The 24,403-nt window shown below is 38.8% G+C and carries 17 protein-coding genes; 4 read left to right on the top strand and 13 right to left on the bottom strand.

What is annotated here, in order from left to right:
* Positions 1-19: 19 nt before the first annotated feature.
* On the top strand, positions 20-442 hold the full coding sequence (locus QCD85_RS09100) for a universal stress protein (RefSeq protein WP_017815736.1): 423 nt from the start codon (positions 20-22) through the stop codon (positions 440-442).
* A 73-nt stretch (positions 443-515) separates the two neighbouring features.
* On the opposite strand, the gene QCD85_RS09105 is transcribed toward QCD85_RS09100, so the two are convergent.
* Positions 516-1,085 carry a recombinase family protein gene (locus tag QCD85_RS09105; protein ID WP_017815735.1) on the bottom strand — a complete coding sequence of 190 codons (570 nt, stop codon included), beginning with the start codon at positions 1,083-1,085 and terminating at the stop codon, positions 516-518.
* Between the two features lie 146 nt (positions 1,086-1,231).
* Between QCD85_RS09105 and QCD85_RS09110 the strand changes: the two genes are divergently transcribed.
* Entirely contained in the window at positions 1,232-4,198 is a 2,967-nt protein-coding gene (locus QCD85_RS09110) for a Tn3 family transposase (protein ID WP_071318957.1), read from the top strand.
* A gap of 5 nt (positions 4,199-4,203) precedes the next feature.
* Here QCD85_RS09110 and QCD85_RS09115 read toward each other — a convergent pair whose 3' ends face one another.
* From QCD85_RS09115 to QCD85_RS09165, 11 genes are all read right to left on the bottom strand, one after another.
* Positions 4,204-5,187 (bottom strand): ABC transporter substrate-binding protein, encoded by a 984-nt coding sequence (locus QCD85_RS09115; protein ID WP_367317636.1) that lies wholly within the window; start codon positions 5,185-5,187, stop codon positions 4,204-4,206.
* An 88-nt stretch (positions 5,188-5,275) separates the two neighbouring features.
* A complete protein-coding gene (locus tag QCD85_RS09120) occupies positions 5,276-6,490 on the bottom strand; it encodes a M20 metallopeptidase family protein (RefSeq protein ID WP_301262382.1) in 1,215 nt (404 codons plus the stop codon).
* 241 nt (positions 6,491-6,731) lie between these two features.
* The gene (locus tag QCD85_RS09125) at positions 6,732-8,354 is read right to left on the bottom strand and encodes a sensor domain-containing diguanylate cyclase (protein WP_273612452.1); all 1,623 of its coding nucleotides are present in this window, start codon (positions 8,352-8,354) and stop codon (positions 6,732-6,734) included.
* A 124-nt stretch (positions 8,355-8,478) separates the two neighbouring features.
* Positions 8,479-9,429, bottom strand: coding sequence for an NAD(P)/FAD-dependent oxidoreductase (locus QCD85_RS09130; protein WP_301262383.1), 951 nt, complete (start codon positions 9,427-9,429; stop codon positions 8,479-8,481).
* Between the two features lie 267 nt (positions 9,430-9,696).
* Positions 9,697-11,907 (bottom strand): ArnT family glycosyltransferase, encoded by a 2,211-nt coding sequence (locus QCD85_RS09135; RefSeq protein ID WP_301262384.1) that lies wholly within the window; start codon positions 11,905-11,907, stop codon positions 9,697-9,699.
* Between the two features lie 322 nt (positions 11,908-12,229).
* Entirely contained in the window at positions 12,230-12,874 is a 645-nt protein-coding gene (locus tag QCD85_RS09140; protein ID WP_273616306.1) for a pectate lyase, read from the bottom strand.
* 349 nt (positions 12,875-13,223) lie between these two features.
* On the bottom strand, positions 13,224-13,721 hold the full coding sequence (locus QCD85_RS09145) for a metallophosphoesterase family protein (RefSeq protein WP_301262385.1): 498 nt from the start codon (positions 13,719-13,721) through the stop codon (positions 13,224-13,226).
* A complete protein-coding gene (locus QCD85_RS09150; protein ID WP_301262386.1) occupies positions 13,722-14,522 on the bottom strand; it encodes a (2Fe-2S)-binding protein in 801 nt (266 codons plus the stop codon).
* A gap of 137 nt (positions 14,523-14,659) precedes the next feature.
* Complete coding sequence (gene glpX, locus QCD85_RS09155) at positions 14,660-15,730, bottom strand: class II fructose-bisphosphatase (protein ID WP_273612457.1); 1,071 nt, start codon at positions 15,728-15,730, stop codon at positions 14,660-14,662.
* Positions 15,731-16,054: 324 nt separating this feature from the next.
* Positions 16,055-17,653, bottom strand: coding sequence for a M4 family metallopeptidase (locus QCD85_RS09160; protein WP_273612458.1), 1,599 nt, complete (start codon positions 17,651-17,653; stop codon positions 16,055-16,057).
* A 525-nt stretch (positions 17,654-18,178) separates the two neighbouring features.
* Positions 18,179-19,606: an aldehyde dehydrogenase family protein gene (locus tag QCD85_RS09165; RefSeq protein ID WP_301262498.1), complete on the bottom strand. Its 1,428-nt coding sequence runs from the start codon at positions 19,604-19,606 to the stop codon at positions 18,179-18,181.
* Positions 19,607-20,041: 435 nt separating this feature from the next.
* Here QCD85_RS09165 and QCD85_RS09170 point away from each other — a divergent pair, with 435 nt between their 5' ends.
* Both QCD85_RS09170 and QCD85_RS09175 read left to right on the top strand, forming a co-directional pair.
* Positions 20,042-21,745 (top strand): methyl-accepting chemotaxis protein, encoded by a 1,704-nt coding sequence (locus QCD85_RS09170; protein WP_273612459.1) that lies wholly within the window; start codon positions 20,042-20,044, stop codon positions 21,743-21,745.
* A 26-nt stretch (positions 21,746-21,771) separates the two neighbouring features.
* A complete protein-coding gene (locus QCD85_RS09175) occupies positions 21,772-23,472 on the top strand; it encodes a methyl-accepting chemotaxis protein (protein WP_301262387.1) in 1,701 nt (566 codons plus the stop codon).
* A gap of 103 nt (positions 23,473-23,575) precedes the next feature.
* On the opposite strand, the gene QCD85_RS09180 is transcribed toward QCD85_RS09175, so the two are convergent.
* Complete coding sequence (locus QCD85_RS09180) at positions 23,576-24,256, bottom strand: serine/threonine protein kinase (protein ID WP_069328818.1); 681 nt, start codon at positions 24,254-24,256, stop codon at positions 23,576-23,578.
* Between the last annotated feature and the right edge of the window lie 147 nt (positions 24,257-24,403).

Consider the following 24,403-nt stretch of genomic DNA (forward strand, 5'->3'; position numbering starts at 1 on the left):
AAATCAGGAGGTTTCTTAAATGAATAAAATATTATTTCCTACTGATGGTTCGGCTTATTCTGAACATGCCGCAAGAATGACAGGGGAGTTCTTGGAAGCTTGGCCAAATGCAACAGGTGTTGTGCTTTACGTCACGGTTAAAGAAAATTACGCCTATGATTTTGCAACTGAAGCAGTGGATCGATACGAAAAAGAACTTAGTAAACATATTGAAAAGAAAATTATGGAAGGAGTCCTTCAACCTTGGAAGGATCGTCTTGAATATAATCATCAAATAAGTCACCAAAGTCAAACCATTTGTCATGTTGCCCAAACAGAGGAAGTAGATCTTATTATATTGGGTAGTCATGGAAGAGGTGTTTTTGATCGAGTATTGGTGGGCAGTGTTGCTCAAGGGGTGTTACACCGGTCCGAAATTCCTGTCTTGATTGTTAAGAAGTAATTCTTCAAATTAAGGGCTTACCATAAGGTAAAGCCCTTAATACTCCTATAATCCTTTAATTCTTTAATCCTTTTCATGTTTCAGATAATTTTCTATATAAAGAAGCTCTAGATACATTTGTAATTTCACAAATTTGATTTACAGTCATTCCTCCTTCTTTATATAGTTTAACTGCATAATTCATACCTGCGTGATTTTTATGATATTTCTTTAATCGACCTTTAAACTTTCCTTCTTTCTTTGCTAGCTCAATCCCTTCACGCTGACGCATACGAATAAGATCTCGCTCTAATTGGTTAACGCCAGCCATTACCGTAATTAAGAATTGGCTGTATGGATTATCTTCTGATAAATCTAACCATGTATCCTTGAGTGATTTTAAGTTTGCCATTTTACTGCGTATTAAATCAATCATTTCAAATAAATTCTGCGTACTTCGAGTGATCCGAGTTAAGTCTGTAACATAAATAATGTCACCTTCCTGTAAATCCTCTAACATTTTTTGAAGTTGCTCACGATCCTTTGTTGCTCCAGAAACTTTTTCTTCAAAAATGATATCCATTCCGATTTCGTTCAATTGCTGAAATTGCCTTGAAGGATTCTGGCTAGTTGAACTGACACGTATATAACCGATTTTTCGCATCATACCACCTCGTTTTTGATACAAGTCTTATGAGACACTCCCTACTATGATTTTATCTGTCTACTACACTTGTATCAATAGAGTACACTCTATTGATATATAATTGAACTAATAAATTGAAAAATACAGAAATGGGATGATACTGAATGAAAATTGCGAGAGGTAGAGAATTGCTTACACCGGAACAGAGACAGTCTTTTATGCAAATCCCTGAAGATGAATGGATATTGGGGACCTACTTCACTTTTTCCAAACGTGATTTAGAAATAGTTAATAAGCGAAGGAGGGAAGAAAACCGTTTAGGGTTTGCCGTTCAATTAGCTGTTCTTCGGTATCCCGGTTGGCCATACACTCATATCAAAAGCATCCCAGATTCGGTCATACAATATATATCGAAACAGATTGGTGCTAGTCCATCCTCGCTTGGTCATTATCCTCAAAGGGAAAATACACTTTGGGATCATTTGAAAGAAATTCGAAGTGAATACGACTTTGTAACTTTTACCCTGAGTGAATATCGAATGACATTTAAGTACCTTCATCAATTAGCTTTGGAAAATGGTGATCCCATTCATCTACTGCATGAATGCATAGATTTTCTAAGAAAAAACAAAATTATACTGCCTGCTATCACTACACTTGAAAGAATGGTGTGGGAAGCAAGGGCGATGGCTGAAAAGAAGCTATTTAATACAGTTAGTAAATCTCTTACAAATGAGCAAAAAGAAAAGCTTGAAGAGATTATTACTTCGCAGCATCCATCTGAATCTAATAAAACGATATTGGGTTGGTTAAAGGAACCACCGGGTCATCCTTCACCCGAAACATTTCTAAAAGTAATAGAACGACTCGAATATATACGAGGAATGGAATTGGAAACGGTACAAATTAGTCATTTGCACCGCAACCGCCTGTTGCAGCTGTCTCGCTTAGGTTCAAGATACGAGCCGTATGCATTCCGTGACTTTCAAGAAAATAAACGTTATTCGATATTAACCGTCTATTTATTACAACTTACTCAGGAGCTAACGGATAAAGCGTTTGAAATTCATGATAGGCAAATACTTAGTTTGTTATCAAAAGGTCGTAAGGCTCAAGAGGAAATCCAGAAACAAAATGGTAAAAAGCTAAATGAGAAAGTTATACACTTTACGAACATCGGACAAGCATTAATTAAAGCAAAAGAGGAAAAATTAGATGTTTTTAAGGTTTTAGAATCGGTTATTGAATGGAATACCTTTGTCTCTTCAGTAGAAGAGGCTCAGGAGCTTGCACGTCCTGCCGACTATGATTATTTGGACTTACTGCAAAAACGGTTTTATTCACTAAGAAAATATACGCCAACGCTATTAAGAGTATTGGAATTTCATTCTACAAAAGCAAATGAGCCACTTTTACAGGCTGTTGAGATTATCCGAGGAATGAACGAATCCGGAAAGCGAAAAGTGCCTGACGACTCACCTGTGGATTTTATTTCAAAACGATGGAAAAAGCATTTATACGAGGATGATGGTACAACAATTAATCGTCATTACTATGAAATGGCTGTTTTAACAGAACTTCGGGAGCATGTTCGGGCAGGAGATGTTTCCATTGTGGGCAGCAGACAATATAGGGATTTTGAGGAATATTTGTTTTCGGAAGATACATGGAATCAATCGAAGGGGAATACGAGATTATCAGTTAGTTTATCATTTGAAGATTATATAACAGAGAGAACTAGAAGCCTTAATGAAAGGTTAAAGTGGTTAGCTGCCAATTTCAACAAGCTAGATGGAGTTTCTCTTGAAAAAGGAAAACTGTCACTTGCACGCTTAGAAAAAGATGTTCCAGAAGAAGCAAAAAAATTTAGCGCAAGCCTCTATCAGATACTACCAAGAATAAAGTTAACTGATTTACTCATGGATGTGGCTCATATAACAGGATTTCATGAGCAATTCACTCATGCTTCCAATAATCGAAAACCAGATAAGGAAGAAACAATCATTATCATGGCTGCCCTTTTAGGAATGGGTATGAATATTGGCTTGAGCAAGATGGCCGAGGCCACACCCGGACTTACATATAAGCAACTAGCCAATGTATCTCAATGGCGTATGTATGAAGATGCAATGAATAAAGCCCAAGCCATATTAGTAAATTTCCATCATAAATTACAGTTGTCCTCCAATTGGGGCGACGGTACAACATCCTCATCAGATGGTATGAGAATGCAGCTAGGTGTTTCATCACTTCATGCAGATGCAAACCCACATTACGGGACTGGAAAAGGAGCCACCATCTACCGTTTTACTAGTGATCAATTCTCTTCTTACTACACAAAGATTATTCATACAAATTCAAGGGATGCGATTCATGTTTTGGATGGATTGTTGCACCATGAGACGGATCTAAATATAGAAGAGCATTATACAGACACGGCCGGTTACACAGACCAAATATTCGGACTGACTCATTTATTAGGATTTAAATTTGCTCCTAGAATAAGAGATTTATCAGACTCAAAATTATTTACAATAGATAAAGCAAGTGAATATCCAAAATTAGAAGCCATTTTACGTGGACAAATAAATACAAAGGTCATTAAAGAAAATTATGAGGATGTTTTGCGATTAGCTCATTCTATAAGAGAGGGAACAGTTTCAGCATCCCTTATTATGGGGAAACTAGGTTCCTATTCAAGACAAAACAGCTTGGCTTCGGCCTTACGTGAGATGGGCCGAATAGAAAAAACGATCTTTATTTTGAATTATATATCGGATGAATCATTAAGAAGAAAAATACAAAGAGGATTGAATAAAGGAGAAGCCATGAATGGATTAGCAAGAGCTATTTTCTTCGGAAAACAAGGTGAGCTTAGGGAACGGACTATACAACATCAATTGCAAAGGGCCAGTGCCTTAAACATAATCATTAATGCCATCAGTATATGGAATACCTTACACCTAACAAAAGCAGTTGAATATCAAAAACAGGCTAGTAGTTTTAATGAAGAATTATTGCACCATATGTCGCCTCTAGGTTGGGAACATATTAATTTGCTAGGAGAATACCATTTTAATTCCGAGAAAATGGTCTCGTTAGATTCTTTAAGACCATTGAAATTTTCTTAACGTTGTTAAAAATGGGGGAATCGTCTCGAAAATGTGCTTAGCGTTGTAAATCCGCATTTTCCTGACGCTACCCCATTAATAAATAATGTATACGGTAACCCTAATGTGTTAGCTTGTAGCAATTGTAGATCAGGGCTATTTTTTAATGCCAATATATTTTGTGGAGGGACAGTCTCTGCGGCAAGTACCTGCTTACTTTGTACACTACCGATTCGAGTCGCTTCTTCTGGAATGATCGAAAATGTTATTCCGTCTATATGCGGTGCACCTGTGTTTTTTACAGTTTCAGGTGCCCATGTATAATCAGGGTTCTTTTTCACAGCAATTGAAGTATTATCTTTCCAATCGACATATTGATAAGGCCCTGAACCCACTGGTTTTTTGCCAAATTGTTCGCCTTCTTGTTTGGCAGCAGTAGGTGATACTATCCCGAGCATTGCTTGACTGATATTCCCTAGAAAAGCTTCTGAAGGTGTCGACAGATTAACTTGAACAGTATACTCATCAATGACTTTAGACGATGTATACGGGCGAATCAGTGCAAGTGCATTTGCCGCTTTGGTCGCTGGATCAATCACACGATCAAAGTTGAATTTTACCGCTTCCGCATTAAATGGTGTTCCATCATGGAATTTTACATCTTTACGTAATTTGAAAGTATACTTTTTACCATCTTTGGATACAGTCCACGACTCTGCAAGCCACGGCTTAATTGAACCGTCGGCTGTCTGTACAACAAGACTATCATAGAGGGTACGCATAACCCTTACCGATACTGCTAGACCACTTCGATGAGGATCAAGTGTATCCGGTGAAGTTGCTAATGCGTAAGTCAATGTACCTCCATTAGCAGTAGCTACGCTACCTTGTGCATTACTTTTCTCTACAACTCCACCACAACCGGATACTACCAGTGATATTGCGATTAGCAGACCACTTACAGTCAACCATAATCGGTGATGGGTATGATTTCTTTGAGTATCTGTCATAAGTTATTCCTTTCACCATATTATCAGGGATATTTGTAGAATCTCAGAATGTATAGATCAAGCCATGATATCAATACATACGTAGTGATTAAGCGAGCGCATCCAGTGCAAATTGAATATGCATTTTAGCTCCTAACAGCAACACACGTTCATCTATATCGAACTTTGGATGATGTAACGGATAAGCAGATGTTGCCTCCTGAGGACGGCACCCGATAAAAGCAAATACACCCGGGCGGTGCTGTGTATATAATGCAAAGTCTTCACCTGCAAGAAAAGGTTGCTCTAATTCCAGTACATTTTCTTTACCGAAAATAGGTTCTGCTGCTTGCATTGCTCGATCTACTGCGGACGCTTCATTATTCAGCACTGTGCCTGTACGCTGTGTAATCGTTGCTTTTCCGCCATGCAGACAAGCGATACTATGAGCATAATCAGCGATAGCTTTAGTTATGCGTTCGACAGTTTCTGTGCGAAATGCTCGAAAAGTGCCAGTCACTTCACTTTCGCCTGCAATCACATTTTTGACCGTTCCCGCATGTAATGTTCCAAACGATAACACTTTGGCTTCTGTAGGGTTGATCCCTGTCGTCATAAAAATCTGCATATCATTCACAAATCGCGCTGCCATAATAATCGCATCTGAAGATAAATGTGGCGCACTATGATGACCGGAAGTCCCTTGAAAATGAACTGCAAAATGACAAGATGCCGCCATTGCTGTCTCTTTGTGTATACCGATGCTCCCTACAGGAAGGTCAGGCCAGACATGCATCGCAAAAGATTGAGACACTCCTTGTAAAATGCCATCTTCGATCATATCTCGTCCTCCGCTAATCCAGCGATCATCTAAAGGAGAACGAAGAGCCCCTTCTTCCGCAGGTTGAAAAACAAATTTGATCGTTCCCCGAAAGTGCTCCCGATGATTGCTCAATACTTTAGCAGCTCCAAGCAACATGGCAGTATGAGCATCATGACCACATGCATGCATATAACCTTCACGCCGGGAAGCATACGCATAATCATGTTCTTCTTGAATCGGCAAAGCATCAATATCAGCACGTAATAGGATCGTCTCACCATCTTCTGCTCCATGCAGAATACCAACTACGCCTTGACCAAAATGCTTGCCTACTCCGCTTTGTACTTCTAGCCCCCATTTGCGTAACAGCCCAATAATCAGTGTGGTTGTATGATCGACATCGAAAAGAACTTCAGGGTGAGCATGCAACTCGCGACGAATACGAATAAGGTCGGACTCAAGTGTGTCCGGCAAAGATAAAGCAACAGCAAGTTCACTCATCCTCCATGTCCTCCCTTTCTTTTTCTAATGTTTTTAATTCCTATCTACTTAATTGGTATTGTTACATAAATGTAGACTTAATCAGGCTCAAGGTCAATGAATTCGCTTATAGATAAGATTGATATAGATATAGAACATATCAATCTTATGGTTACAGTCAGTGAGACATAGTTCTTTTGAAAATAAAAAAAGCCCGTTCACCTTATACAGTGAACGAGCTTGGGGTAGATCTGTATTTCGTTTATACATTTATTTCTTCCGCTGATTTTACTTCATTTTGGTTATCTGCTTTGGTTATTTCTTTTTGATAAATGGTAGTACGATTTCTGCCTTCTCGTTTGGAAGTATACATAGCTTCATCCGCATGACTAATCAAATCATTTGGTGTTTTGCCATGCTCAGGGAAAGCAACTACCCCACTTGATACAGTGATCAATTCTCCTGAAGGACTCACAGTACCATGAAGCAATTCACGTAATCGTTCAGCCACAATATAAGCGCGGGTCACATTACATCCACGTAATAAGATTCCGAATTCTTCTCCACCATAGCGAAAGCATACATCTCCTTCGCGAGAGACATTACGCATCGTGACGGCTAGAAATTGCATGACTCGATCTCCGGTGAGATGACCATACGTATCATTGACTCGTTTGAAATGATCGATATCCAACATCACCATAGCAAAAGGTTCATCCCCGATACACCATGTTTCTAGCGTAGAATCAAAATTACGCCGATTAGCAAGACCAGTTAGACCATCGAGTGCTGTCTCATTTTTCAGTTTCACAATATACTTCTGTAGTTGTCTGGTCGTAAAACGAATACTTTGATACAGTACTTTCACTTCATATGTCCCAGAGCGAATAGGCGGTAACGCTTCACTTTTCCAATCATCTACCATACGGTTGGAGTAATCTGCTAATACCTGCAAAGGACGCACAGCTAGATACGTAATAATCCAACCCGCAGCTAACGTAATCAATAACAAAGGTAACGATAGCAAAATACTTTTTTGAAGTAATTCTCGCAGTGGAACACTTATCACCGATGCAGGTGTCTGTACAATTACACCCCAACTGCTTTTCATATTATAAGCATATCCTGTATAGAAGGTCTGATTCTGCTGATCTGTAAATTCAATCTTACCAGCCAAGCCAGCCATCACTTTCCATACAGCTTCATCGGCAGCTTTATTTGATCCTACTAATTTTAGATTAGGATGGAAAATAATATTGCCTTTCGGGCCGACTGCATACACATAAGAGCCATCTGATGAATAATCTTGCTCCAGAATACCTTGTAATACATTAGACTTCTGCAAATAAATCGTTCCGGCAATATAACCATAATACCGTTCTTGTTTGTCAAACAACGGGCTGGTCACTAATACAATCCATCTACCGTCTTTGCTCATAAAAGGCTCGGTAATATGAGGGATCTGAATTTCTAGTAGCGTATTGTTAATAGGTCCACTCAATTGTTGCCCTGCTTTGACGCCTGATGTTGCGGGTACTGTATTGTTTACGATCAAATCTTTATTTACAATAACAATCGAATTAAAATAATTTTTGTTATTCGTATACAAATCTTCTAACAAATCTTGATCGATTTTATTTTCACGTTGCCATATTGTAGCCAATGCATCTATACTTTCTTGCATCGTACCTAATATATTACCTGCCGCATTTGCAAGTTCAGTGGCATGCTGGTAATTATTATCTAAATAATTATTAATCAGGGCTTGCTTACTAACGATATAGGCCGAATAAATCGAGATAATCATCGTAAGTAAAATAGAGAAAACAATGATAGTGCTTACAATGGTGACAAGCCTGAATCCTTTTTTAGGATATAAACGCAATCGGACACCCCACCTGACAAATCAAATATTAATCAACTTTAATTTTAACACAACCTTTTTCACAAAAGAAAGCAAAAGACACTTTAAATCGTCTTTTGCTTTCTAGAATATTATAAAAAGAAGATTACGACCGTACTGTTTGTTCTTTACGGCTCGTTTTCATTTTAGATAACGTTTTATTGATCCAAATAGCTGCCTGTGCGCCTTCACCCATTGCAATATTAGCTTGCTCAGAATGTGCACCCAGATCTCCAGCAATCCAGACATTTTCAATATTGCTCATTTTGGAACGCGGATCTGTCTCGATATGATGATTATGAATAGTCTTTACACCTAATTGCTCTGCAAGTTCTGAATTCACATGATTGCCTCCAAAAGCTATAAAACCACGCTCTGCTTCTATCACCTGACCGCCTTCTAACTCTACACTATGGATAATACCACCTTCGTGATAATTGACCATATCTACAGCCGATTCAACATACGATATTTCTTTTTCTTGTAGACGTTCCATCGTTTCTGGACGGAATGGCTTGGATTCATGATTGATATAGATAAGATCTGAAGTACGCTCTGATAAAATCAAAGCCATTTGAGCACCTGCTTCGCCTGCACCGATCACGACAGTACGGCGATCTTCGATCTCATATCCATCGCAGTCCGGGCATACATACACACTATACCCTAATGTTTCGACCAACCCGGGTAAGCGTGGGAATCGATCGATCAAGCCTGTCGCTAGCAATAAGGTTCTAGCTTTATAACTTTCTCCTTGTGCTCCTTTAAGCAAGAAATGATCTTCTTCTTTTTTCGCTTCCAAAATGCGATCTTCATGAAATTGTACGCCTAATGGCTCAGCATGTTCCCGTCCAATTTTGCGTAATTCCTCTCCTGAGATTCCATCAGGGAAACCAAGAATATTTCCGTAGTTCTGGCATAATGTTGAACGTCCATTCCCTGCATCGATGACCAGTACCTCATGAGCAGAATATCTTCCTAGCTGAATAGCTGCTTGTAATCCTGCTATTCCTCCTCCTACAATAATGCAATCGTATAAAGTATTATCACTAATCATCGTTGTTGACCTCCTTGAATTGATGTTGCATTTGATCACTTTTTTATCGTTAACGACCGCTTATTTCTGTTCATAACAAGAATAGATGGATAGATAAGAGTATGTTAATAAATGTTTGATACTTACTTACGATTAAAAAGATCGTATAAGATAATATGTAAACCTCTTATATATTATGAAACGCAATCGACTACATATTACAAAAAATCCTCTTCTTCTGTAGCCTAATATCTACAAGAAAAAGAGGATTTGATTTGTACTATCGTATTAATTAAGATCTGCTGGTGTTATTTCATATAAAGAACCGCTCATCATCCCACCGAATCCACCGCTATTGTTCGTACGGTTCATCCCATTCATCGGGCTGTTCATCGTAGCAGTAGGTACTTTAGCATTATTGGCACCAGAAAGACTGTTTTGCAACACCGTACTTGTGGTATCTTGCCACTCTTCTGTTGGAATTTCGGTACCATGTTCTTTGATCCATGTGATGATCTCATTCGATTCTCCACCACGACCACCGATCCCATTAATCATAAAGTATTTTATTTCTCCTTTACTAATCAATGCTTTCAAAGAATCGACTGTCAGAATCGGGTCACTTCCACCGAATCCGCCCATTGCCATAACAGGCTTACCGGTCTGAATAATATACGGAGCAGCTGAACTCGCATTCGATACAGCAAATAGATATTTTTCACCTGTATTGTGTTGAGTTACATATTGCAATAATTTTTCGTTAGCTGTTTGATACATTCCACCGCGATTAGGCGTTCTTGCAGGTGCTGTATTAGTATTCTCTGAAGGCAAAGTATTTTCGGTAGGTGTTATCGTAGTGTCCGTGTTAGCAGGTCTTATAGAAGCGTTACTGCCTCCTGCACCTATCATATTAGGAGGATTACCACCGAATCTACCGAACCCTTCCTTAACTTCAGGGCCGCCAGCTGGGATTGCTACATTGCCAGAAGCATTAACAATCGAAAAAGAAGACCAGTATAATGGAGTCAACATCAGTAATATGATCGCTCCAGAAGCTAGATATAACTTGTTCGCTTGAAGAATAGAATCTTTTTTGCCAATCAGTAAGCCTATCGTTAGTACTAGTCCTACACCACCAATAATATAAAACCATGCAGAACCGATAGTCGCATTAAATGGATAGATGACATACATCTGAAAAGCTGTAGTGACAGCCACGTTAATAGGTAACAGCCATGATAACCATCCACGCCCTTCACGATAATATCTCCATTGAGCCATAAAACCTGTTGCAGCAAGTACAGCTACAGGTGGGGCTAACATAATCAGATAATATTGATGGAAAAATCCTGCAATACTAAAAAATCCAGCTACAGGCAGTAACCACATTACCCAGAATATACTATCAAGGTACTCTGGACGGCGCCATGTATTTCGGCGTACTCCTGCGAATAAAGCGATTAACGATACAATGGCAAACGGCAATAATAGACTTGCTTGACCGGATAGACTGGATTGAAATAACCGAAGTGGGCCAGCATCTCCAATATTGAACATTTTTCCTGTATTTCGATTCCCTGTCGGAGGAGACATCTGGCTATTCGTCATGCCTGTTATCTGGTTGTTGCTATTACTGGTAGTCGGGGGAGCCGTAACTTGCGCTGTATTCTCTTCTGGTGATAGTACAGACGTCTGTCCTGTTAAGCGATTAAGACCGTTATACCCAAAAGCCAGTTCCATGACAGAGTTCGTCAGACTACTTCCTTCATAAGGTCGTTCACTTGCAGGTACACTATCGACAATCATCGCCCATGAGACCGAGATCCCTGCGAGTAATACTGTTCCTATCGCAAGCACCGATAGTTTTTGCTTCCAATTCACTTGATAAGCCAGCAGATAAAATACATATAAAGCAGGCAGAATCATATACGCTTGTAGCATTTTCACATTAAAAGCAATACCGATCATAGAGAAACCAGCGATAATCCACAGTGCTTTCTGTTGCTTTACACCTTTAAGTAGCATCCATGTCGCTAATAGTAAAAAGAATACCAATAGACTATCTACATTGTTGGAACGTTGTACTGCTATCGCTACAGGAGTAACCGCCATCATTAGCGCTGCAAGCCGTGCTGTATTTACTCCAAAAGTAGGCTTAACAATCAGATAGATCAATCCAACTGAGCCTACACCTGCAAGTGCCATAGGCAACGTAACGCTCCATCCATGCACTCCAAAAATAGATGCAAATAACGTCTGCACCCAGAACGCTACAGGAGGCTTATCAATCGTCACAAATCCACCGGGATCGAACGATGCATAGAAAAAGTTGTGAAAACTTTGAAGCATACTTGTTACTGCCGCTGTATAGTAGGCATTGGCGTTTCCATTTTCCCAAATCTTCCACACATTTAGAAAAGCAGAAAGGATTAAAATCAAAATCAGCGGAATATCTATTCTTGATCGTGATTTTGATAGACTGCTTGTTCTTACTTCCATAGGTATTCCTCCCCAATCATCCATCATTCAGATATACTTTTATGTAGATTTCATTTTGGCGCATTAACCTTAAATTTAGATCATGAATTACTTAAAAAAAGATTAAATATGCAATTTCTGATACATCTAGCATCTGAAAATATACATTTACTGCTTACATTGTTATGGACAAAAAAGAACCTCCATACTCACTACGATGTGAGTTGGAGGTTAAATGTTGTATTTATAGCAAGGGGGGATTTGCTAAGAACAAGGACAAATAAGGGTTAGTGTTGGGCAAACATATGCGCAAATGCTTGAGCTAGCCAAGCATTAATATTCATTAGTATTGAGTGTTACCACTTTCCGTAATGTTTTTCACACCGATAAATTTAGTGCCTACATTGTGGTAACGAGTATTAGTCATTTTCACTGTACTGGTAGAACTATCTGTACGGAAAATCGCTTCTTTCATATCAGAAATATCGCAATTGTCGATCGTTACATTTACTTTAAATGTACTTCCGCCCAATTGACGAATAAATTTACCTGCTTTGGAACCTTTAAAGTTGCTTACTTTGAACGTAGAAGCTGCATTGATCTGGAACATTTTATCATCACCATTGGTAGCCGAACCACCTTTAAGAGTAACTGTTCCACTTTCTTTGATCGTCATTGCATCTTCACCGATATCTTCCCACACGATGTTCTCCAGGGTAGCGTTCCCATAAGTATGTACGCCATCAGCCGCTGGATAACCAAGTACTACATTTTTCAATGTACCTCCATTTTCAACGCGGAAAATAGGTTTTTGACCTTCTTTTTGACTGCCATCTCCAAGAGCACTTCCTGCGATGAAGCGTGCTCCTTTGCCATCATACACTTCGCCTGCTTTGACAACGATTGTAGTGTTAGTGACACCGGCTGCTTCTACTGTAGTTGTTGGTACAGCAGTTGTCGGCACAATTGTTACAACTGATGCTAACATCGTAGCCGCTAATACCGTTGTTACCCATTTTTTCATCCAAAAATCGCTCCTTTTGAATACATTTTTTTAAACCTGTTACTTAAAATGTAATTTATCAGGTTTAAGTTAACAATATCATTTAGAGTATAATTTTTCCATATGAATATAACGAAACCTTTTTGAAAATAATATGCAAAATATCGAAAAATTATCCATCAATACATACAGCTTCTTCCCTATATAATATTTAGAAAAATCAATATAAAATTCCTTTTAATACCATATTGTGAACTATACTTTAGCTCAATAACTTGTTGTACCCAAAAAAAGAGAAACCTTGGAATATAAGGCTTCTCTTTTTTTGGTGTTATTATTCTTTATCAAAAAAGAAATGTTCGGCTGATACTTGATCGCCTTCGATTGTAATTTTACCGTAAGAGTATCTTGGTTCACGACGCTTGTCTGTCGGTGATCCTGGATTGAATAATAGGATATCTTCCCGTACCTCAGATAAAGGCGTATGAGAATGCCCGAATACGATGATATCGACAGCTTCATTAGGAAAAGTATTAAACGCTCGATCCGGCGTTGTACCTTTCCATCCATCTCCATGAACCAGACCAATTCGCTTACCAGCAACCTCTATTATTTTCTGCAATCCAAGTCGTTCTACAATATCGTCTCCATCATTGTTACCTGCCACTGCTTCGACAGGAGCCAATTCAGATAACTTTTCATACACCCACCAATCACAGAAATCTCCTGCATGTACAATAAGGTCTACCCCTTGCAAACCTTCTAATAAATGAGCTGGCAGATAACGATTACGACTAGATATATGTGTATCGGATACAATGCCAATAATCAATTAGTTCCCCTCCTTACTCTGATAAGCGAGACGACGTTCATCTCGATCGGTTTCACTAAGCTTAGGACAAGAGAAACAATAATCTCCATCATCCATACGATGATACAAGCAACAAGCGCTTTTTAACGGAATCGATTGATCTCCTTGAATACTGGTCGTATAACGAGTGGGTATATGAAGCGGATTGCGTGCTAAGCCAAACGTTTCCGCTTCCATTTGTGTTGTCACATAGTGATGATCTTCTTTAATCTGCTCTACAATCGTTGTCGATGAAGCTTCTTCTTGCCATGCTTGAATAAAATAATTAAACTGACTTGGGAATTGCCGCCAGAATACGCGAGCATGAGCGCCTGTAACTGTCGATATTGCTTCGATCAAAGGACGAAGCGTTTGTTGATACAACTGTTTGAGATGCGTCTGACGAAATAATTCTAGCTCCGCAGAAGCACCAGGCCCTTGCTCTTCACTCCACTGCTGAATCCGGAATGCAAACTGACAATATCCATTACTTTCGTACATATCCATCGTTAGATTTTCTAAGTCTAATGCAATACTTCTATTATAAAAGGAAAGATAATATTGTTCTGCCAAAGCAATGCGACCTAACCAGGAACAGAAAAAAGTTCCTGCTGGCTCTGTATCCGGTGCTTTTAGCAAAGGAGCATAGAACTGTAAAAACTTCTTCATGCCTTCTACTGTACTCAATTCTGCAAAAGAAGCGCTATATATGGCATCCGGATGTGGTTCCATTATGAGATAAAATTTAGCTTTTAACATATCACGATCCAAGCTAAGCTCCATACTTCCCAAACCCTTCCTTTATTAAGATTCATTATCATTTATCCTATACCAATCTCTTCGATTCTTCAAATCAACATAAAAAAGACAGCCCTTGAATAAAGGACTGCCACATAACGGAAGGTATAACTATGATTCAATTAGGAAGAAGATTTCGATTCTACCGGTTGCTTTTTGGTGCTGACAACAGATTCTACAGCTGCTATACGGCGATCTTCAGGCTGTCCGGTTGCTTGAATTTTTCTGACTTTGTGAAGTACTTCTTTGTTCGGTAAGTAATGAAGAGATTTGATATAACGGATCGTTTTGGTTTTGGCACGCATAACGATTGAATGCGTCTCTGCACGATCATCCGCCAGATAACGAACACCACCCAGGATTTCACCAGGCGTTACACCTGTTGCGGCAAAAATAACATCGTCGGTGCCGATCATATCCTGCATCGTAAGAATCTGGTACGGATTTTCGATACCCATTGCCTGACAGCGTTCAAACTCCGCTGCATTGGCTGGCATCAATCTACCTTGTAGTTCACCACCAAGGCAGGATAGTGCAGCAGCAGCCAGTACACCTTCCGGTGCGCCTCCTGATCCTAAGTAAAGATCAATCCCTGCTTCGGGGAAAGCAGGAGCCATAGCGCCTGCTACATCGCCATCGCTGATAAATTTGATTCGAACGCCTACTTTACGCAATGTTTTGATAATACTTTCATGACGATCACGATCTAATATCATAACCGTGATATCCGCCATATTTTTACCGAGTGCTTTGGATGCTTTATGCAAAGTCACATCGACAGGATCTTCAATACTGAGCTTGCCTACTAATGCAGGGCCTACAGCTAATTTCTCCATATACATATCAGGAGCATGCAGAAGGTTACCTTTATCGGCTACAGCAATAACCGAAAGTGCATTATTCAACCCCTTCGCCACAATGGCTGTTCCTTCTAACGGGTCTACTGCTACATCTACTTCTGGTGAATCTGTGTTTCCCACTTTTTCTCCAATATACAACATCGGAGCTTCATCCATCTCACCCTCACCGATTACAACAGTACCGTTAATCGATACAGAGTCGAACATCGCACGCATCGCTAGTGTAGCCGCCTCGTCTGCGCTGTTCTTGTCACCGCGTCCCATCCAGGGAGCCGAAGCCAATGCCGCGACTTCTGTTACTCTTACAATTTCCAATGCCATCTCGCGTTCCATGTCTTCCACTCCTTTAATTGGGATCTCAAAGATAAATGTTGTTTACTAGAGCATATAATATCACTATTTCAAACAAAAATGTTGTTTTTAACGAAAATAATCTTCTAAAACAAATTTATATGTTTGATAAATAAATATTATAAAGGTTTTTAAAGCGCAATATAACTGATAAACAACATATTTCTTGAATACAGAAATTAAATCTGTGTTTTTAATTTCATTTTATATAAATAACCACATTTTCATGAATGAAACCAAAAAAAAGAAACAGCAAACAATCTCTAAGAGATCATTTACTGTTTCTTTATTTATGACGATTGGAGATTAGTTGATACCAACAGCGCTCAACGAGTTTTTAACAGCTGTTGTTTGAGCAGAGTTTGCACCATACAAATCTGTAGATGCTTGGATCATTGCAGAACGGTAAGCAGAGAAGTTAGAGCTAGAAGTCAAGTAGTAGTTCAATGCACGGTATACGATTTGGATCGCTTGTGAACGACCGATACCTGTTGTATTTACTCCACCAAATGTTCCACCTTGCGCTAACAAGTAGTATGCTTTGTTCGGAATACCACTGTTTGTGTGTACGCCACCGTTATCACTGGATGTATTTACATAAGCAGACATTGAAGCTGGTTGTCCACCTTTAGCAGGGTTATCCATGTAACGAAGAGCATCACCAGAAGTACCTGGAGTATAGATTGCATCACCGATCAACCAGTTTTTACCTTCGATCGTGTTACCGAACATATCAGAGATTGCTTCATTCAAAGCACCGGATTGACCATAGTATTCAAGGTTAGCTGTATACTCGGTTACACCGTGAGTCAATTCATGACCTACAACATCCAAGTCACCAGACAATGGAACGAATGTAGAACCGTCGCCATCTCCATAGACCATTTGCGTTCCGTTCCAGAATGCATTGTTGTAGTTAGTAGAGTAATGAACGGTAGATTTAAGAGCTAGACCATTACCATCAATACTGTTACGTCCAAAGTTAGATTTGTAGAAATCATATACTCTTTCTGCGTAAGTATGAGCATCTACAGCAGCAGGATCATTAAATGTACTGCTTGTGCTGGATACTGTTGATCCTGGCAAAGTACTACGGTTAGCTGCCGTATATGTTTGTACACCTTTTCCACGTGTACTATCGATTAACAAGTTGCTAGAACCAGATACAGTTGTTGTGAACGACTTCGTATCGCCCAATACCCCTTTACCTGTTCCTGTAGCATGCTCAATCAAGTCATATTGGAACAAGATTGAACCATCTTTAGCATCGATAAAGTAACGTGTACGAAGTGGTTCAGGAGTAAGTACGTTTACTTCAGTTACATAAGCTAAGCTAGCTTTATCTTCTGGAGCATATACATACAATTTAGCACTTGGTGCTTTTTGAGCTTCACCTAATGAACCAATTTTAGAAGCAGCATCTTTTTCAGCAATTTTGATTGCTTCAGAAGCGCTAATTTTTGGAGTTACAGCTGCTTTTGCATCTTTAGCATCGCTTAATTTACCGTAGACATCTTCAACTACGCTACCCAAGTACAAAGATACATTTCCTGTTTTATCAAAGTGCAATGTTTGTTCTGCACCGTATACTGGAACGCCTTCGTAGATTTGGTTGATGCGATAATGTTCTGTACCTGTAGAGGAATCCGCTTGACGTTTAGTAATATCAAAAACTTGTTGTGCAGTTGCTTGTTGATCTCCGGCAATTGTACGTTTTTGTCTGTCCAAGAATTTCCATACTTTTGCATCACCAGCCAATCCGCTTGTTACCAAAGTAGATTGTGTAATTACTTGTGGAGTGTAATCTCCTAGTGGTGTTACTTCATTAGCAGAAGCAGCAAAAGCTGGAGCCTGAGCACCAATCAACAAACTACCGGCAAGTATAAATCCAAACGTCTTTTTCAAAGTATTCTCCCCTGTTCACTTGGTTTTTTGGTATTGCCTAATAACAACTTTTTGTGCTTTTTCTTCTAAGTACCTGTGAGCCTTTGCCAAAATTCAATGATAGCATTCGTATCGAACGCTCAAGCGCCAGCTACAAACTGCGGGCAACATCTACAACAACAATCAGTAACCGGTACCCCTCCTTTTGGACGCTCATATTTTACCAAATAAATCATTTTGTGGATTTCTTCTTGCGTCTGAAAGGAATCGTATCATGATTCCTAAAAAAAATAAATACCTTTTTAGATAAAAATATGGAAAAAGATGAAAATAGCTGATTTATCTGACATGAGCTGTACAGTTTAGTATCATTTGGAGAAAACTACCTTACTTTTCACACGTAAAAAAGACTTAATTCTACTTTTCAGCAGTAATTAAGTCTTAATTAAATTCAGATTCATAAAAAGAGAAAAAAGGTTATAAGAATCAGGGCGCTCATAAACAGATTTTTATCAATTTAACTGGAAATTATTTTGGTGTACTGGCTTATTTTTTAAAGACTACTAACTTAGTCTCTAACATTTCTTCTAACGCATACTTAATTCCTTCGCGTCCTATTCCACTTTGTTTTACTCCACCATATGGCATATGATCAACACGGAATGATGGGATATCATTAACGATCACTCCACCTACTTCTAATTTCTCAGCCGCTTGAAATGCTGTTGACAGTTGTTGTGTGTAGATCCCTGCTTGCAATCCATAATTAGAACGATTGACTTCACGAATCCCTTCTTCCATATCTGCCACAGGATTGATCATCACAATAGGAGCGAATACTTCCTGACAAGCGACACGTACCTCGGGATTCACTCGTAACAATACAGTAGGTAAAAGAAGATCTTCTTCTATTGTACCTCCATACGCAATCTCTGCTCCTTGAGATACGGCTTCTTCTATCCATTCTATTGCTCTTGTCTGTTCTTTGGGTGCGATCATAGCAGACACATCAGTATCTTCATTCATCGGATCACCTAGCTTCAGTTGACGCGTTGCTTGGACAAATTGATCTACAAAATCCTCAAAGATGTCTTGATGTACATAAATACGCTGAATAGAAATACAGACTTGTCCCTGATTGCCAAATGCACCGGAGACGGCACGCTGAATCATTGCAGGAATATCGGTATCACGGTCAATAATCAGTCCCGAGTTAGAACCTAGCTCTAATGTTACCTTTTTAAGACCTGCTTTGGATCGAATCGAAATGCCTACTGCCGGGCTACCTGTAAATGACAATGCTTTGACACGTTCATCGGTTACAATAGCATCACCTACCACTTTGCCATCCCCTGTTACTACATTTAGCGCTCCCGCAGGTAGACCAGCTTCTTGTAATAATTCTGCTAATAAGAAAGAAGATAATGGAGTCTGCTCCGCAGGTTTCAATACCACTGTATTTCCGGCAGCAAGAGCAGGTCCTACTTTGTGTGCAACCAGATTCATAGGGAAGTTAAATGGAGTGATCGCTCCTACCACACCTACAGGCTCTTTGACCGTATAAGCGATTCGTCCTTCTCCACTTACAGAAGCATCCAGTGGAATCGTTTCTCCATGAATTCGTTTGGCTTCTTCTGCGGCAAATTTATACGTTTCTACTGTACGCCCTATTTCTGTTCGAGCAGCTTGTAGTGGTTTAGCACCTTCAAGTGCTATCAATTGTGCTGCTTCTTCTGAACGTTGTTCTAACAGTCGTGCTAGATTTCCCAAAATAGATGCGCGTTGGTGTGCTGGCATAGCACGCATCGTTGCTCTAGCTTCATAAGCAGCCGCTATAGCCTGCTTGGTTTCTTCCTCATTAGCTTCGGCAACTTCCGCAATTAGAGAACGATTGTATGGAGAATATAAAGGCGTATAGGAATGAGCTGTAACCCACTCCCCGTTAATATACAAATGTTTTTTATCCACAATGATCTTCCTTTCTTCATTCAAAATAAAGCTACGCTAGAAATAAGCGCTCCTACTCAATACCCTTTTTTGCAACAAAGTATGTTTATTTATTTTATATTCAGTAAAATAGGGTCTTTTATACTAAATAAATTACGACTATATTCGACAATTAATATTTGTTTATTTATTTTTTAGATAACTATACATTTTTTAAAAAATTTGCCGAAATATAATTTGTTATAACAATAAAATGTTAATAAATGCTTTTATTCAGGGATTTATAGGTTTTTTTCTAGTTACCATTTTAATATTAATGTTTGCTTAAAAATACATTAAAATACATTTAATGAAAAAATGTTTAAAAATCTATCGACATATTCGACAAAATGTGAGATATTTACATTACTTAAAAACCAAGACTTATTAACTACTAATTATTAATGGAATGAGATGAAGCTGATGAAACATTTAAAAGTACAAACCAAAATTATAAGCTTAACGTTACTCAGTGCATTGTTTATGATTATCGTTGGATTTGCAGGTTACAAAACAACGGATCTTATGTCTACCGAATCCAATGAAATGTATAACCAGAATGTCCGAGCCATTAGTGATGTAAGTCAGATCATTATTGATAATAGAACAATTGAAGCAGCATTACTTGAATTTATTATTACTACAGATAAAGATCGCAATGCAGCATTAGACTCTTCGATCAAAGAACGTTTGACCCAAAATCAAACTTTATATACAGATATGAGTACGATCACTCTTACTCCAGAAGCAACCAAGCTCTATGATACTTACAGCAAGTCACTTACAGATTACACTTCCAAAATTGAAGAAGTACTCCAAAATGCATCACAAAATAATAACACTGAAGCTTACCGTATCTTCCAAACCGATGTCGAACCATTACGCGTTAGTATGAATGATACAACCAAAGCACTAAATGCTTTACTAAAAAAAGAAGCACAAAACAATAATGAACAAGCTATACATCTAGCATCTGTTGCCAAATTCGTATTGATTATTGTATTTGTTGCTGGCGCTCTAATCTCTGCTCTTGCAGGTCTTTGGATTAGCCGTATAATCAGTCGCCCTCTCAAACAGTTACAACAATTAATGGGTAGTGCTGGTGAAGGTGATCTTACCGTTAACGGCTCTTATCAATCTCGTGATGAAATTGGACAAGTGACCACTTCATTTAATGCGATGATGACTAATGTAAGAGATATTATCCGTAAAGTTGATGAAAGTGCGATGACGTTATCTGCTTCTTCAGAAGAATTAACAGCAAGTGCAGATCAGACAGCACAAGCAGCAGAACATATTGCAGTGGCTACCAATGAAATGTCTACCGGAATCGAATCTCAAGTCGAATCTGTTAACCAGGTCAACCAATCAATCGGCTTGATGTATGAACGTATGGGTCATGTAGCAGCAATAAGTAACGAAGTTAATCAAATGACAGAACAAATGAATGCTGATGCCAAAAATGGACTAAGCGAAGTTACCGAGATTACCCAGTTAATTCAAGGTATAGCTCAAGATATGCAAGATAATCTAGCCGTTATGACTAATTTGAATGACAAATCCAATCAGATTAGTATTGCTTCATCTGCAATTCAACAGATTGCACAACAAACGAATTTGCTTGCTCTTAACGCTTCGATTGAAGCGGCTCGTGCAGGTGATGCAGGTAGAGGATTTGCAGTAGTTGCTGAAGAAATTCGTAAACTTGCTTCCAGTACAGCGGATTCTTCTACATTGATCTCTAATATGGTTCAGTCTATTCAACATGATAGTCATATGGCGGTTGAACAGGTTCATAAGTCGTCAGATAGTATTCAAAGTACAGTAGCTAGTAGTACTCGTGTAAACACAGCGTTTGAAGCGATTCAACATTCTGTTAGTAATACAACAGAGAAAATTATTCGTACAGGTTCTTTGATTCAAGAAGTTGCTAAGCAATCCGAGACGATTGCAGAAGCTATGGGACATGTAAGTGCAATATCAGAAGAAAGTTCTGCGGGTATTCAACAGACAGGCGCTGCAAGTGAAGAGCAATTGTCTACAATGGAAGAAGTCTCAAGTGCAGCACGTTATTTAGCTGATTTAGCTGAGAACTTACAAACAACTCTTGCCCGCTTCAAAATATAATATATATTCAGTCAGGAGAAAACAGCATGAGAAATTGGAAAGTTAGAACTAAAATCATTACGCTTATTGTAGTAAATCTACTCGTTTTAGTGATGTTAAGCGCTACAGGCACATTAATGACTAATCAAATGTCCAAAGTCGCTTCAAATATGTACGAAGTCAATATGCGCTCTCTTACGATTATGGATCAAATTATTATGAACTACGGTGATAATGCCGCTAGCCTTCTTGAATTAATGCAGACGACTGATCCAACCGTTAATAAAAGTTTGGTGAATCAAATTAATGTCACTGCAGCCAATAATAAAGAACAATTTGAAATGATGGGACAAATGACATTGAGTCCTTCTAATCAAAAGTTAGCCGCTGAACTGGTTCCGTTAGCAACAGCATTTTCAGAACAACGCGATAAAATTGCCGCATTAGCAGCCGCTAACCAGAATCAGCAAGCTTTTCAAGCCTATGCGAATCTTAATAGCCAACGTACTCAACTAAACGAAGTATTGAATGCTATGCGTACTAATCTTATTGATGAAGCAGGCAATGCCAAAGTAGCTGCTGATCAACAATATAGCCAGTCTCAATGGATTACAGGTATTCTATTTGTAATAGGATTGATTATCTCCCTACTACTAGGTGGTTGGATCGTACGCTTGATTGTACGTCCTCTCAACAATGTAACACAATTAATGACTAATGCTTCAGATGGTGATCTTACAGTTCATTCCGATTACGCATCCCGAGATGAGATTGGTCAATTGTCTGCTGGATTCAATACTATGATATCGAGTATTCGTGAAATTACGAAAAAAGTAGACGAAAGTGCAATGACTCTCTCTGCTTCATCGGAACAATTAACAGCTAGTGCTGAACAAACAGCCAAAGCTTCTTCCCATATTGCTACTTCTTCTGGCGAATTATCAACTGGATTCGAATCTCAAGTCGAAACGGTTAACCAGGTAACGAATGCAACAAATGAAATGACCGATAAAATGAAACAGTTACAAACAAGCAATAAAAATGTTCAAGCACTTACGAATCATATGGAAGAAACCGCTGGTAATGGAATTAGTGAAGTGCAAGAAATTACTCATTTGATCCATAATCTGGCAAGTAATATTCAGGATAACTTGAATGTATTGACTAGCTTGAACCAAAAATCAGATGAGATTGGATTGGCTTCACAAGCGATTCAACAAATTGCCAAACAAACCAACTTGCTTGCTCTAAATGCTTCAATTGAAGCGGCTCGTGCCGGTGAGTCTGGACGTGGATTCGCAGTCGTTGCAGATGAGATTCGCAAACTTGCAGAAGGTGCAGCACAATCTTCTACGCAAATTACAGCATTGATCTCAGATGTACAATCAGAAAGTCAAAAAGCAGTCGAACAAGTTCATACGTCTGTAAGTAATGTACAAGCCGGGGTTCAAAGCAGTGAACGCGTAAACGTAGCGTTTGAAGCGATTCGTCAAGCGGTTGCAGATACTGTAGAACAGATCGGTGGCACACGTTTGATGGTTGGATCTATCACTGTACAATCTCAACAAATCTCTGAAGCGATGGAACATTTAAGTGCTCTATCTGAACAAGGCTCAGCAGGTATTCAAGAAATGAATGCTGCGAGTGAAGAACAATTATCAACTATGGAAGAAGTATCTGAATCTGCTCGTTACCTCTCTTCACTTGCTGAAGATCTTCAACAACTATTAGCTGGATTCAAACTTTAATTTGCAACTTGCTTTGGTTACGCTTTGATTTCTTTTTAACTGTCTGCTTTATTATAAAAAGGAAGCTCTCTACAAGATGATGTAGAGAACTTCCTTTCTTTTTTTATTTCATATATTTAGAGAACAGTTCGCCTGCTCTTTTCGCAAATTCTTCAAGATCGATATTCGTTTTACCTAGACGTGAATACCAATTTTTGACCGTATCGAGTACCCATGACGGAATACTTTTCCCGGATATCCGACTATAAAATTGATAATATGCCCATACGAGATGATCCCAGCGCTTATCATCACCTTTTTGAATATACTCAGACACATCAATTACTTTAGCATGTCCATTTTGTACAATTACATTTTTTAAATGAATATCCCGTGGATTCAGACCAATGCTACGTACATACTCTCTAGCAGCTTCTACATCCAAAATGACTTGCTCAGGAACTTCAATCCCTTGTAACAAACAATCTTGTAGTGTCGGCCCTTCTTCATAACTCATTACCAGATAGTTCGTACCTCTACCATAACAGGTCGGGAAATAAGGTGAACCTGCTAATCGCTCATATACAAATACTTCAGATTGAATTTTATCAATCGCTTCCGGTGTAAACAGCTTAAAGGCATACTCAGGAACTTGATCATACGTAAATACAGCCGCATCTGTTCCTATCCCTATACATCGTGCTCCATCTGCATAACCAGATATAACTACCGGATCATTATCATCACTACCACTGACACCTATGCGGCGTAATGCTTCTTCTGCTACTCTCCAATCGGATACCATCCAGATTGCCCCTCTCTTACCTCACATCAACCGATAACGGATTCATAATAAATATATCAATTTATACAGTATTCTAGACCATTTTTTTAAAGAAACCAAATTTTATTTTTGGATATGGAAATTTATACATTTATACATTTTGTTTTC

This window comes from Paenibacillus sp. PsM32 (assembly GCF_030433815.1).
In the GTDB taxonomy this organism is placed as follows: Bacteria; Bacillota; Bacilli; order Paenibacillales; family Paenibacillaceae; genus Saccharibacillus; species Saccharibacillus kyungheensis.

Excerpts from the sequence above, each read along its gene's own strand:
- QCD85_RS09100 (WP_017815736.1), top strand. The coding sequence starts at position 20 with ATGAATAAAATATTATTTCCTACTGATGGTTCGGCTTATTCTGAACAT.
- QCD85_RS09105 (WP_017815735.1), bottom strand. The coding sequence starts at position 1,085 with ATGCGAAAAATCGGTTATATACGTGTCAGTTCAACTAGCCAGAATCCT.
- QCD85_RS09110 (WP_071318957.1), top strand. The coding sequence starts at position 1,232 with ATGAAAATTGCGAGAGGTAGAGAATTGCTTACACCGGAACAGAGACAG.
- QCD85_RS09115 (WP_367317636.1), bottom strand. The coding sequence starts at position 5,187 with ATGACAGATACTCAAAGAAATCATACCCATCACCGATTATGGTTGACT.
- QCD85_RS09120 (WP_301262382.1), bottom strand. The coding sequence starts at position 6,490 with ATGAGTGAACTTGCTGTTGCTTTATCTTTGCCGGACACACTTGAGTCC.
- QCD85_RS09130 (WP_301262383.1), bottom strand. The coding sequence starts at position 9,429 with ATGATTAGTGATAATACTTTATACGATTGCATTATTGTAGGAGGAGGA.
- QCD85_RS09135 (WP_301262384.1), bottom strand. The coding sequence starts at position 11,907 with ATGGAAGTAAGAACAAGCAGTCTATCAAAATCACGATCAAGAATAGAT.
- QCD85_RS09140 (WP_273616306.1), bottom strand. The coding sequence starts at position 12,874 with ATGTTAGCATCAGTTGTAACAATTGTGCCGACAACTGCTGTACCAACA.
- QCD85_RS09150 (WP_301262386.1), bottom strand. The coding sequence starts at position 14,522 with ATGGAGCTTAGCTTGGATCGTGATATGTTAAAAGCTAAATTTTATCTC.
- glpX (WP_273612457.1), bottom strand. The coding sequence starts at position 15,730 with ATGGAACGCGAGATGGCATTGGAAATTGTAAGAGTAACAGAAGTCGCG.
- QCD85_RS09170 (WP_273612459.1), top strand. The coding sequence starts at position 20,042 with ATGAAACATTTAAAAGTACAAACCAAAATTATAAGCTTAACGTTACTC.
- QCD85_RS09175 (WP_301262387.1), top strand. The coding sequence starts at position 21,772 with ATGAGAAATTGGAAAGTTAGAACTAAAATCATTACGCTTATTGTAGTA.
- QCD85_RS09180 (WP_069328818.1), bottom strand. The coding sequence starts at position 24,256 with ATGGTATCCGATTGGAGAGTAGCAGAAGAAGCATTACGCCGCATAGGT.